The sequence below is a fragment of the Arsenicibacter sp. R0_47 genome (assembly GCF_057652235.1).
The window spans coordinates 39550-53026 of sequence record NZ_JBYFCJ010000034.1 but is presented as its reverse complement, the minus strand read 5'-3'; the positions used below and the strand labels follow the sequence as shown (position 1 = coordinate 53026).

Sequence of the window (13477 nt, the reverse complement as noted above, 5' to 3'; positions counted from 1 at the left end):
CTACATTATAACGATATGTACTCAACACGACGCGAATTTATAAAACTGTCAGGGCTGGGTGGGCTGGCGCTGACAACCGGCTTATCTGCACTGTCTATCCATACGTCAGCCGCCCCGGCAGCCGCCGATTATGATCTGATCATCGTCGGCGGTACGCCCGGGGGTATTATGGCGGCAGTGGCAGCGGCCCGATTGGGCAAAAAATCCCTGATTCTGGAACGGACGGCCTACATGGGCGGGTTGCCTGCCAACGGGCTGGGAGCTACTGATATTGCCACCCGTGGGGCGACCGGCGGGCTGTTTCTGGAGTTCGTACAGCGGATCAAAAAACACTATGTAGAGAAGTACGGTGCCGATTCACAGCAGGTTAAGGATTGCTCGGATGGCTATCACTTTGAGCCGTCGGTAGCGGCAAAGGTATTTGACGATCTGCTCCGCGAGCATCCGGCCATCACGGTGCTGACGATGCGCCAGTTTGACTTTGAACCCGAAAACCTGACGATTCAGCAGAACCGGATTCAGGGTATTCGGGTCATTAACCGCAAAACGGGGCAGCCGGAAACGTATCAGGGCAGTATGTTCGTGGATGCTACCTACGAAGGTGACCTGATTGCGGCGGCGGGTGTGCCGTTTATGATTGGCCGTGAAGGAAAATCAGAATACGACGAAGTCGGTGCCGGCCGTGTGTATAAGCACTGGGCAGGGAAAGAAGGACCCGGCTCAACATTTGAGGCCGATAATGCGGTACAGTCCTACAATTACCGGCTGTGTGTGACCAATGACCCGAAAATCCGGACGAAGATTCAGAAGCCGGCCCGCTACAACCGCGAAGAGTATGTGTCGCTGGTGGGTGATGTAACAACCGGTATTCATACGGGCGTTGACGTGCTGAAACTAACCGACGCCCAAAAGGCCGAAAACGAACGCCTGGCAAAAGCCGGTATGCCGCCGGTTGTGCCGGGTATGCCCAAAGGGATTGCCTGGCTGACCAACATGGTGAAGCTGCCGAACGGCAAAAACGACGGCAACAACCAGCACCTGGCCTTTATTTCGACCGATCTGCCGGAAGAAAACTGGCCGTATCCGACTTCTGCCTGGGAATGGCGCGACCGGTATGCGCAACGCCTGCGCGAGTATACTGAAGGCTTATTTTACTTCGCTCAGAACGATCCCGCCCTGCCGGAGTGGTTCCGGAAACAGTGTTCGGAATGGGGCTGGGCTAAGGACGAATATACCGACAACGGCAATTTCCCGCGGCAGCTGTACGTGCGCGAAGGTCGCCGCATGAAAGGCAAATACATTTTTAAGGCCCACGATGCACGGCCAACGCAGCCGGGCGGGCGGCCGCCGGTGCATGCCGACAGCATTACGGCCAGTCACTACGCGCTGGATTCGCACGCGGTCCGGAAGCGGGAAAAAGGCCGGATTCACCTCGATGGTTTCCTGAGCTATCCGTCGGCGGTCTACACAGTGCCGTATGGCGTTATCGTGCCCGACGCACCGATTGAGAACCTGCTGGCACCGGTACCGGCCTCAGCCACGCACATCGGCTTTTCGACCCTGCGGATGGAACCGTGCTGGATGGCATTGGGCCAGGCAGCCGGTACGGCCGGTGCGCTGTGCATTCAGCAGAATAAGACCGTGCACTCGCTGCCGGTAAAAGACCTGCAAAAGGCGCTCCTGCAACAAAAGGCGATCCTGATTTATCCGCCAAAACTCTCGCCCACCGACCCGACCTTCGAAACCGCTCAGTGGGAAGCGCTGAATGGTAAGTGATTGATCTTATTCTTCTGAACTCCCCGAAAGTTCAAAACTTTCGGGGAGTTTGACATACATAGTCAAACCCCTATGCGAATCCTGAAAACCCTTTTCCTGAGCTTGCTGGCGTCGGTAGCCCTGGCGCAGCAGCAAGTCGATATTTGTATCTACGGCGGTACCTCCGGCGGGGTAATTGCGGCCTATACCGCCCGGAAGATGGGCAAAACCGTATTGCTCATTGAACCTGGTCAGCACCTTGGGGGTATGACCTCCGGCGGTCTCGGCCTGACCGATATCGGCAATAAATACGCCATCACCGGCCTTGCCCGGGACTACTACCGGCGTATCGGCCAGCATTACGGCAAGTTTGAACAATGGATCTTTGAACCGCACGTGGCCGAGGACCTTTTTAAGGACTATGTCCGACGCGGGAACGTATCGGTGCTGTACAAACACCGGCTGGCCGGCGTGAAGAAAAAAGACGGCCTGATTCAGGAAATCGTGCTGGAGCAGTCAGATGCCCCTGCGAAGAAGCAGACCATCCGCGCCAAAATGTTCATCGACTGCACCTACGAGGGCGACCTGATGGCCAAAGCGGGGGTTTCGTATTTTGTAGGGCGTGAGGATAATTCGGCTTATAACGAAACACTGAGCGGTGTACAACTGATGAACGGTCACCAGCTGCCCGACGGTTTGGATCCCTACAAGGTACCCGGCAAACCGGAATCGGGTTTGCTGTGGGGTATCAGCACGGCTAAACTGGCTCCCAACGGCACCGGCGATAAATCGGTACAGGCCTATAACTACCGCATCTGCCTGTCGTCGGACCCCGCTAACCAGGTGGCCATTACCCGTCCGGCGGGTTATGACTCCACAAAATACGACCTGCTGGCCCGGCTGATGGCGGCCCAACCGCAGAAAAAAACGCTGAACGATTACTTTATCTGGAGCGGAATGCCGAACAAAAAAACGGACATCAACAACCGGAACGGCTTTTCAACGGACATGATCGGCATGAACTACCGCTATCCGGATGCAGACTATGCCGAACGGGAGCGCATTATCCGTGACCATGAGCTGTATACCAAAGGCTTGCTGTATTTTGTCGGGCATGACCCGCGTGTGCCGGAAGACCTGCGTAAGGAAATGCGGAAGTGGGGCTATCCGAAAGACGAGTATACGGATAGCGGCAACTGGAGCTCGCAGCTGTATGTGCGGGAAGCCCGCCGGATGATCGGGGCGTATGTCATGACGCAGGCCAATTGCCAGGCGAAGGAAGTGGTCACGGATGGCGTCGGGCTGGCGGCTTATACGATGGACTCCCACAACTGTCAGCGGCTGGTGATTGAAAAAGACGGGAAGCTGATCGTTAAAAACGAAGGCAACGTCGAGGTAGGCGGTTTTGGGCCGTATCCGATTTCGTACCGCTCGCTGATTCCGAAGGCAACCGAATGCCGGAACCTGCTGGTGCCGGTCTGCCTGTCGGCCAGCCACATCGCCTACGGGTCGATCCGGATGGAGCCGGTCTTTATGGTACTGGGGCAGTCAACGGCACTGGCGGCTGCGATGGCGATTGATGCCAAAACCGATGTGCACCATGTGGACATTGCCCGCCTGCAACGGGAGCTGAAAATGAACCCGCTGGCCGACGGCTCAACGCCTGAAATTCTGGTGGATAACGAAGACAAGGACGGCATTACGGCCTCGGGTGACTGGAAGACCGACAAGAGCAAGGCAGGCTACGGGGCATCTTATCTGGTGTATGAGGCGCAGAGCGGGACACCATCGGTGCGGTTTACGCCGACAATTACGCGTCCGGGAAAATATCAGGTCTTTACCTATTTTCCACGGCTAGCCAAAAGCGCTACGGAGCTGGGAATCACCGTGTCTGACGGCAGAGGTAGAAAAGAAATTAAGGTAAAACCCGCTGATATTGTGGTAGTTGGCCAGACATCCGGCGAATGGGTAGCCCTGGGTGAGTATGACTTCAGTCAGGGTAAAAACGGCTTTGTGGAGATCGGTGCCAGCCAGCCCGACGGGCCTGTTGTGGCCGATGCCGTCCTGTTTGTTCCGGTACGGAAGTAGAGAAGGTTTTTTTCGGTGTGCTATTTTTCCGAACTTTGAGGAATAGTTCAACGTTGGCCATTGAGAGAGCCACGATTGGCTGCTAAAGCAGATAGTACATTGAAAACAAAAGGATTACGGACCAATAAAGTCAATATCGTTACGCTGGGCTGTTCAAAAAACCTGGTTGATTCCGAAGTTTTATACACGCAGCTCAGAGGAAATGGCTACGATGTGACGCATGAGTCGAAAAAAGACGATGCCAACATCGTGGTCATCAACACCTGCGGGTTTATTGACAACGCCAAAGAAGAATCGGTTAACACCATTTTGCGCTATGCCGACGCCAAGGAGGCGGGCATCGTGGATAAAGTGTATGTGACGGGCTGTTTGTCGCACCGGTACAAGGATGAACTGTCGGTCGAAATACCATCGGTTGACGCATGGTTCGGTACGAATGAACTGCCCCGGCTGCTGAAAACGCTGAAAGCCGACTACAAGCACGAACTGGTAGGGGAGCGGCTGCTGACTACGCCGGCGCACTATGCCTACCTGAAAATCGCGGAGGGCTGCGACCGTCCGTGTTCGTTCTGTGCCATTCCGCTGATGCGTGGCCACCACGTGTCGCGGCCGATTGAGGAGCTGCTGACCGAAGCCCGGTCGCTGGCCCGTCGCGGCACAAAAGAGCTGATTCTGATTGCGCAGGACCTGACCTATTACGGCCTCGATATTTACAAAAAGCGTAATCTGGCCGACCTGATGAACCAATTGGCCGATGTCGAAGGCATTGACTGGATCCGGTTGCAGTACGCCTATCCGTCGGGCTTTCCGATGGACGTGCTCGATGTGATGCGTGAGCGCCCGAATATCTGTAACTACCTCGATATGCCGCTGCAAACGGGTTCAACCGAGCTGCTGAAGCTGATGCGCCGTGGCATTACGCGTGAGAAAACGGAAGAGCTGGTGCACACTATCCGTGAGAAAGTGCCGGGCATTGCCCTGCGGACGACCCTGATTGTGGGGCACCCTGGCGAGACCGAAGCCATGTTCGAGGAAACGTATGATTTCGTGGAGCGCATGCGGTTCGACCGGCTAGGCGTGTTTACGTACTCGCACGAAGAAAATACGCATTCATTCTCGATGCCCGACGACATTCCGGACGACATTAAGCAGGAACGTGCTGATGCCATCATGGAAGTACAGCAGGGCGTTTCCTATGAACTGAACCAGGAGCGCGTCGGGAATACCTATAAAGTGCTGTTCGACCGTAAGGAGGGAGGCTACTTCATCGGCCGGACCGAGTTCGATTCACCGGAAGTGGATAATGAGGTGCTGGTGAAGGCCACGCAGTTTGTGCGTCAGGGCGATTTTGCCGACATCCGCATTACCGAAGCGCACGAGTTTGACCTTTACGGGGAGGTTGTGTAATCCCGTTAACAAAGCATTAACAGCATGACTTGGCGCCAGGGTGAACCTTGGCGCTTTTTCGTGTGTTGTGGTATTTCGTAAACCTTACTCCTTCATGGACTGTCAGTACCTGCCACTTGACGCTACAGGTCAGTTTTCGACTTTTTTTGTAGATTACATTACCCAGAATCCGGCGCTGACGCCGTTCTACAACCGGTTCCCGTCAATTGACGCCTTCGGGCCGCAAATTCAGCAGAAAAAGACGTTTTCCGCCGCACACCGGCAAACGCTGGTTACGGTACTGGAACGGCAGTATGCCGGTATTCAGCAAAAACCAGACTTCTCAGTGCTGAACGACCCCAACACGTTTACGGTTACGTCCGGGCATCAGCTCAATATCTTTACGGGGCCGTTGTACGTGGTTTATAAGCTGGTGACGATTATTAATCTGGCGAAAAAACTGAAGGAGACCTATCCGGATTACAACTTCGTGCCGGTTTACTGGATGGCCACCGAGGATCATGATTTTGACGAAATCAACCACTTCAGCCTTTTTGGCCGTAAACATACCTGGCAGACTACCCAAAAGGGAGCGGTCGGCCGGATGAATCCGGCGGAGCTGGCAGCGTTGTTCAAAACCATTCCCGAAAAGCTGTTCCTGTTTGAGGAGGCGTACCTGAAGCATGATACGCTGGCCGATGCTGCCCGTTACTACATGAACGAGCTGTTCGGCAGCGAAGGGCTGATTTGTCTGGACGCCGACGATGCCGACCTGAAAAAACTTTTTACGCCGGTACTGCACGAAGAATTGTTTCAGCAGGCCTCGGCCGGACTGGTGCAGCATACCACGCAGGAACTCGAAACACTGGGTTACCACTCCGTTATTTCACCCCGCGACATCAACCTGTTTTATCTCGACGATCAGCTGCGGGAACGCATTGAGCGCAAGGAAAACGGCTCGTTCAGTGTCGTGAATACAAAACTGACGTTCACGGCAGAGGAAATGGACACGCTGGTGGCTGAGCATCCGGAAAAGCTGAGCCCGAACGTGGTTTTGCGACCGGTCTATCAGGAAACCATTCTGCCGAATCTGGCCTATATCGGTGGTCCGTCGGAAGTCCCGTACTGGATGCAGCTGAAAACGGTATTTGATCATTACGACCTGCCGTTTCCGATCCTGATGCCGCGGAACTTTGCGCTGTATGTACCGCGTGTGAGTGCTAAGCGCATCGCCCGGCTGGGTATCACACCCGAAGATCTGTTCCGGAATACCTTTGAACTCAAACGTGATTTTGTGGAGCAACATGCCCATAACGCCCTGAAGTTCGGTAAAGAAAGTAAGCTGGTGAATCAGGCGCTGGAGATGATGCTGCAAAAGGCCATGCTGGTAGACCCGACACTGGAAAAAGCGGTGCTGGCCGAAACCAAACGGTTTGCCAATGCCGTGACCAACCTCGAAAAGAAAATGCGCCGCGCCGAAGAACGGAATCAGGCCGTGGGCGTAAGCCAGTTGCTGGCCGTGAAAAACGAACTCTTTCCCGGCGACGGCCTGCAGGAGCGCAGCGAAAACTACCTGACATTCTATCTGAACGACAAGGACTTCCTGAAAAAACTACTGCAACACTTCGACCCGTTTGATTTCCGGATGCAGATTTGCCTGGAAAGTTAACACCTGATGCACAACTCCGGAACCGATAAGGCAACGCTGCGGAAAACGTATCTGGCGCAACGCAAGGCACTGAGCCGCGACACGGTAGTTGCCTGGAGCATGCAGATTGCCGGGACGGTCAAGGCGCGGTTTCCGGTATGGCAGCAGACGTTTGCAGAGCCGGTGCGGGTGCATTGTTTCCTGCCTATTGCCCGGCAGAACGAGGTCGATACGTGGCCGGTCATTCGCTGGCTCTGGCAACAGCCGGGAGCAGAAGTCATCGTACCGGTGACCGATTTTGCCGGCGGCGGTCTGGCCCATGTCCGCTTATACCCGGATACACCCCTGATCACAAATCCGTACGGCATTCAGGAGCCTGACCTGACGCAGCATACGCTGGTTTCACCCGATGCCCTGGATGTGGTGCTGGTACCCTTGCTGGTAGCCGATCAGCAGGGGCAGCGGGTGGGTTACGGCGGTGGCTTCTACGACCGGTTTCTGGCGCAGTGCCGCCCCGATTGCCTTAAAACCGGCCTTTCCTTCTTCGATCCCGTGGAGCAGATAGCGGATACCTTTGCCGGGGATGTCCCGCTGGACTGTTGTATTATCCGTGACTATATCAGGTACTTTTAGGCTATGTCCTGTTAACCGGCAACTAGAAAAAAGCACTATAAAGTTGTCCGGAAACGGTATATTTGGTTGGTATAACAACGCCCCATATGGTAAGTGCTGACAGGCTCGTCATCGAGAAGCTGAACCGGTTAATTGATGATAATCTGAACAATCCGGCTTTTTCGGTTGATGTAATCTGTCAGATGCTTGGCGTAAGCCGGTCACAGCTACACCGGATTGTCAAGGAACAAAAGCAGCTGTCTACATCCCTCTATATCCGGCGGTACCGCCTCGAAAAGGCTGGTAATTTATTGCTGGACACTGATCTGCGCATCTCCGAAATCAGCGACCTGGTTGGCATTCAGAATCCTCAGAATTTCAGTACCTACTTTATTGAAGAATACAAGGTAAGCCCTACGGAGTACCGGAAACAGTACCAGAAAGCCCCGCAACCTGCCGGATCTCCCTCGTCACAACCTGCCGCCAACCCCGCTATTGGCGCTGAGGCCGTTCTGCCGCCAATACCGGTTAGCACAAAAAAGAAACAGTGGCGTCCGGTTATGATGGCGGTATTGCTGTTTCTTCTAATCGGTTTTAGCCTGTACCGTTGGTTTTTCAGGCCGTCGGTCAAGACACCGGATACCTCAGAACGATCAATCGCGATGCTGCCTTTTACCCGTTTGGGAATGGCAAATGATGACCCGACCAGCGAAGCGATCATGAACGAAATTCATACATCGCTGCTGGGGTTCAGAAACCTGAAGGTGATTTCGCGTTCGTCGTCGGAAAAGTACCTGGATACACAGAAAAGTATCTGGCAGATCGGTGATGAACTCCGGGTAGCAACCGTATTGCGGGGCAGTGTCCTGAAAACAGCTGATCAGCTACAGGTTAAAGTAGAAATTATGGATACCCGGGAAGATATCCGGTTATGGGCACACACGTATCAGTCGGCCTATAAAGACCTGTTTACGCTGACGGAGCAGATCGTCCGTGATGTAATCCGTGAATTGAACCTGACCAATAGCCCGTCGGCCTCCGAGAAGCTGGCCCATATCCGGACTCATAACCTCAGCGCCTACAATCTGTTTGTACAGGGAAAACAGCTGCTGGTAAGCCGGCTGGAACCGGATCTGATGGAGGCGCGGAACCGGTTTGATCAGGCGCTTCGCCTTGACTCCACGTTTGCCGAAGCCTATGCCCAGAAGGCGATTGCCTGTCACCTGCTGATCGGGTCTGCGAAAATTGATAACCCGACGCTGAACCGGCTGACGGAAGAAAATGCGCTTAAGGCCATTCAGTTCGACCCCGGCAACAGCTCGGCCTATGCTGTGCTGGGTAGCCTGTATTATTCAACGTACCAGTGGCAGGCCTCTGCCAATGCCTACCGGATTGCTCTGCAATATAATCCGAACGATGCCCAGACCTGTCATTGGTTCAGTCTGCTGATGCGCACCACCGGTCAACTCGATGAGGCTGTCCGGTACAGTACCCGGGCTATTGCGCTTGACCCGCTCCACCCGGTCATGATGAGTGCGTATATTTCGAACTGTGCCCTGTCGGGACGGTTCGGTTCCGCCCGTACCGGCATTGAGGCGGGGCGCGGGTTGTTTGATAAGTCGTTCGCCTTTCAGCTGGGTATCGCGTATTATTGGCTGGCCCGCGAAGAGTACACCAGAGCCGCAGCCTGTTTCCGGCAGATGATGGTCCTGAATCCGGACGACCGCGGGCAAATCCCGCTATTGCTCTATTGCGAGGCCCGGCGCGGTGACCGGCAGAAGGCCATTCAGTTTCTCCGCGGACTGTCAACCGCTACCCCCCGGGCCGATTATGAACGGGCCGTTGTCTATGCCGGGCTGAACCAGGCCGACAGCAGCCTGTATTACCTTACCAAAGCGGCCGGTGGCGGGTATTTCTACCGTGATACCAAGGTCATGCCTCCTTTCAGACAGTACCACAACAATCCCGTGTTTAAGGCAGTTCTGCGCCGGTTTAACCTGCCGGAAAACTAATGGCCTCCTCCTGCAACAATAGACGAAGTTTTTCGGCCTTCTGCAACAATAGACGAAGTTTCTGACACAATAGCAGAGCCCTTTTTACCGGTTTCCCCTCACCTTGTAGCCGCAACATAATCCTTGCTGCTACCATGAACTGTGCCTGTCTGTCACGTACGCCTGCCCGCGTCAGATTCCTTTTTTCCGGTTACATGCTGTTGGTGCTGGCTGCCTGTCAGTCCGGTGAGTCCCCAGGGCTGGAACAGCAGCAGACGGCCAATATGCTGTTGACGAAAACGCTGCATAAACACCTGAATAATCAGAACTGGCAGGCGGCCGGTACATTATGTGCCGATCGGGTACGCTATCGGGACCGCACTATGCTGCTTGCCGACGTAGAAGAGTCCAGAGCCTGGTTGCTGGACCACTACCGGTACCTGCACTATGCCGGCGAGCGCCGTGCACTGGAAATCCGGCAGCTTTATCCGGCCGGTAAATACCATGTGATTGTCGAAGGCCTTACCCGGGGCGACCCGCCCGACACCACACGACCCGTCTGTCTCATTTACACCATCGAACATAACCGGATTACCCGGCTCTATGCCTATTGATTACTTCTGTTTCATCTGTTAGTTAGCAAAAATTATATGAAAAAAAGACCTGTACAATCTATGGCAGCCCTGTGTTTGCTGCTGGCGGTATGTTTGTTACCGCTGACTACCCTGATGGCCCAGACCACAAACTGGACGGGCGGTTCCGGCAATGCCTGGAACAATGCCGGTAACTGGGACAACGGCGTTCCCACGGCAACGCTGAATGCGGTGATTCCGGCGGCACCGGTCAGCCAGCCTGTCATTAGTACAACGGCAGAGGCCAAATCGGTACATGTGCAAACGGCGGCTTCGCTGAGCCTTAGCAGCGCCGGTAGCCTTACTATCAATAGCTTTACGACCATGGGCGGCTACCCTAATGCGCTCTACAATGAGGGAACAATCATCAACGACGGTACACTGCTAATGGGCAACCTGGCACCGATTGGCCAGATTGGTATCCGTAACAGCGGTACATTTACGAATAGGGGTACCCTCACGATCGATCAGGCTACGAATGAGGCACTCATTAATGGAAGTACGTTCACTAATACCGGGACCATTACCATCGGATCGGTAGCCATCGTGGGAGGTAATGCGCTGTGGAATCAGGCATCGTTTAGTAATTCAGCAGGAGGACGTATTGCTATTGACCGGGCCGGCGGCTCAGCCTTGCTGAATACGGGCGGTAGTTTCGTCAACTCGGCTACGATCACGATCGGTGCATCGGCATCGGTTACCGGTACCGGAATTACAAATGCAGCGTCGTCCACGATTACCAATAGTATTGGTGCGCTGATTCAGATTGATAATACCGGCCGCACAGCGATACTTACGGCCGGTGTTTTTGCGAATAGCGCCGGCATCCGGATCGGCAGTCTGAGTACGGTTGCCGGACAGGGAATTTCCAACAGCGGATCATTCACAAATGCTTCGGGGGGCAACATCAGCATCAACCGGACCGGTACGGGTGTTGGCGGTGACGGGGTGTTCAATGGTGGTTCCGCAACATTTGTCAACGCATCGGCCCTGACGATCGGCGACGTTGCTTTTGTGGGGCAGGATGATATCTACAATGCGGGTAGTTTCACCAATACTACAAGCGGTATCATCCGGCTGGATCGGGCTTTTGGTAATGGCGTCTGGAACCAGTCGAACAGCCGGTTCCGCAACGATGGCAAGCTGATAATCGGCTCCGTTACCAATATGGGGGTGGGTATGCTTTGCACCGGTACGCTGTTCATGAACAGTGCAGGTGCTGAAATTCATATTGACCGGGTAACGCGGGGAATGACCAATGTAGAAGTCTTTACCAACGCCGGTCTGATGCGTATCGGGGCCGTTGTCCCTCCGTCTGAGCTGGCTATTCTGAATGTTAAAACGCAATCCGGTCATCAAGCCCTGTTTACGAATCAGGCCTGCGGGATTATTGAGGCGTTTGCGCCGGTTTCGCATCAGGATGGTTCGTTTACCAACGACGGTCTGCTGACGGTAAGCAGTTCACAGATCAGTCAGGAACTGCCTGTATCGGCTACAATAATCAACAACGGAACCATCAGTTATCCGCAGGGCAATCCGATTGCCAATGTGGATAACAATGACCTGATAATTCCGCAGGTTACCTCCTGTAGTGCAGTATATGCCAATGCGCTTCAGATCGGCGGAAGCAATAGCTTCAGTGTCGGTACGACCTGGTACCGTGATGCCGCCCTGACGCAACCGGCGGGTACCTATAATTCCGCAACGAATACGTTCACGGCTAACAACCTGCCTGCGGGGGTAACGATCCTGTACGCTTCGGTAACCGACAATGTCAATACGTGTACCCGGACAGTGGCCGTCGGCGTGAACCAGCAGCAGCCAGGTTCAGCGTCGATCCAGAGTTTGCTGGCGGCTACTTCGGCGTGTCCCTACCGCATCCAGGCTACGGCTACCGGTTCCTCTTTCGTGTTTACGGGGCCATCAGGCGTAGCCACGCCTGCTAGTACTTCGGGCGGATATGTGTTCAGTACTGTCTATCGGAACCCCGGAACGTATGCTGTGGCAGGGCCGGACGTCAAAGTGCCCGGCACCTACACCCTGACCGTGACGTCGGCCAACAGCTGCGGTATTGGTACCGCCAGTCAAAGCGTAACCATTTCGGCGAGCCGATGCCCTTAGAAGGCATTAATTAATGCTGCCGGTAATGTACCGGCCGTTGAGTAACCGATCAGGATGGCAACGGCCGGTACGTTTGAAAAACCAGCGCAAAAATCATTGCAGCAGACGGGGTTCCCTGGTATTTTTAGGTGCAAACCACCTGAAATATGCTGACTACTGAGAAACCTGCCCATAAAAAACGCAGTCATACGATCCGGCACCGGCTCTACCGGGCCCTTGAGACATCGTATGGCAAGCGTCGTGGCGTCAATCTGTACTTTAACCTGATTCTGGTCACGGTCATTTCCCTGAATGCCCTGGCCATTGTGCTGCACACCGTACCGGCTTACAACCTGAAATACGAGCAGCTTTTTTACGACTTTGAGCTGTTCTCGGTTACTTTTTTTACCATTGAATACCTGCTCCGTATCTGGGTATGTGTGGAAAACGAAAAGTACCAGCACCCTGTTAAAGGCCGGATCCGGTACATTTTTTCGACTTCGGCTATCATCGATTTTCTGGCAATTTTTCCTTTCTTCTTCACCTTGTTTGCCGCTGATCTGGCCATTATCCGGATTCTGCGGCTGTTCCGTATTTTCCGGTTATTCCGCGTATCACGTTATTCGCATGCCTTCCGGATAATTCAGCATGCGGTGGCCGACCGCAAAGAAGAATTGGTATTGAGTGCCGTATTGATTGTATTTATGCTGATTATTGTGTCGAGTCTGATGTACTATGTTGAACACAATGTGCAGCCAAAACTGTTTTCCAGCATTCCGGCTACGATGTGGTGGGGCGTCACGGCCATGACCACCGTCGGGTACGGCGATATTTACCCCATTACGCCGCTGGGCAAGTTACTGGGTGGTCTTGCAGCCATTATGGGGGTTGGCCTGTTTGCCTTGCCGACCGGTATTCTGGTATCCGGCTTTCTGGATCATATCCGGACTACTAAGTCAGCTTCCCAAAAACGGTTTTGCCCGCACTGTGGCAAAGAGTTGTAATTTATTCCTCGGCTAGATTTGTCTCCTGCATGGCTTTCAGGCACGTTACGCACAGACAGTCTGCAAACTGCGCACGGATATAGGCCCGCTGACGCTCCGTCAGAACAATTCCGGAGCAGGGGCAACTGCCGATGGCTCCAACCCCGCAGCTGAAGGGCTCGCCGCAGCGCGGGCAGGTAGTTGGTCGTGGTTGCATGAGGTTAATTGGGAAACTGTCGTGATGGCGCGACGACGAGGCTTTTTTTCGTAGTCGCGCCATCA

At 54.2% G+C, this 13477-nt stretch carries 10 protein-coding genes; 9 read left to right on the top strand and 1 reads right to left on the bottom strand.

What is annotated here, in order from left to right; all coding sequences use genetic code 11:
- Window positions 1-15: 15 nt before the first annotated feature.
- The 9 genes from AC23NW_RS31305 to AC23NW_RS31265 all read left to right on the top strand — a co-directional run bounded on the left by AC23NW_RS31305 (window position 16) and on the right by AC23NW_RS31265 (window position 13216).
- Window positions 16-1776: an FAD-dependent oxidoreductase gene (locus AC23NW_RS31305; protein ID WP_487454493.1), complete on the top strand. Its 1761-nt coding sequence runs from the start codon at window positions 16-18 to the stop codon at window positions 1774-1776.
- Between the two features lie 72 nt (window positions 1777-1848).
- Window positions 1849-3843, top strand: a complete 1995-nt coding sequence (locus tag AC23NW_RS31300; RefSeq protein ID WP_487454491.1) for an FAD-dependent oxidoreductase — start codon at window positions 1849-1851, stop codon at window positions 3841-3843.
- A gap of 99 nt (window positions 3844-3942) precedes the next feature.
- On the top strand, window positions 3943-5250 hold the full coding sequence (gene rimO, locus AC23NW_RS31295; RefSeq protein WP_487454490.1) for a 30S ribosomal protein S12 methylthiotransferase RimO: 1308 nt from the start codon (window positions 3943-3945) through the stop codon (window positions 5248-5250).
- Between the two features lie 94 nt (window positions 5251-5344).
- A complete protein-coding gene (gene bshC, locus AC23NW_RS31290) occupies window positions 5345-6898 on the top strand; it encodes a bacillithiol biosynthesis cysteine-adding enzyme BshC (protein ID WP_487454488.1) in 1554 nt (517 codons plus the stop codon).
- A 6-nt stretch (window positions 6899-6904) separates the two neighbouring features.
- Window positions 6905-7510, top strand: coding sequence for a 5-formyltetrahydrofolate cyclo-ligase (locus tag AC23NW_RS31285; RefSeq protein WP_487454487.1), 606 nt, complete (start codon window positions 6905-6907; stop codon window positions 7508-7510).
- Between the two features lie 86 nt (window positions 7511-7596).
- Window positions 7597-9501, top strand: a complete 1905-nt coding sequence (locus AC23NW_RS31280) for a helix-turn-helix domain-containing protein (RefSeq protein ID WP_487454486.1) — start codon at window positions 7597-7599, stop codon at window positions 9499-9501.
- A gap of 134 nt (window positions 9502-9635) precedes the next feature.
- Window positions 9636-10094, top strand: coding sequence for a nuclear transport factor 2 family protein (locus AC23NW_RS31275; protein WP_487454485.1), 459 nt, complete (start codon window positions 9636-9638; stop codon window positions 10092-10094).
- Window positions 10095-10130: 36 nt separating this feature from the next.
- A complete protein-coding gene (locus AC23NW_RS31270; RefSeq protein ID WP_487454483.1) occupies window positions 10131-12233 on the top strand; it encodes a hypothetical protein in 2103 nt (700 codons plus the stop codon).
- Window positions 12234-12379: 146 nt separating this feature from the next.
- Window positions 12380-13216, top strand: coding sequence for an ion transporter (locus AC23NW_RS31265; protein WP_487454482.1), 837 nt, complete (start codon window positions 12380-12382; stop codon window positions 13214-13216).
- 1 nt (window position 13217) lies between these two features.
- On the opposite strand, the gene AC23NW_RS31260 is transcribed toward AC23NW_RS31265, so the two are convergent.
- A complete protein-coding gene (locus AC23NW_RS31260; protein WP_487454481.1) occupies window positions 13218-13412 on the bottom strand; it encodes a cysteine-rich CWC family protein in 195 nt (64 codons plus the stop codon).
- Window positions 13413-13477: the final 65 nt, after the last annotated feature.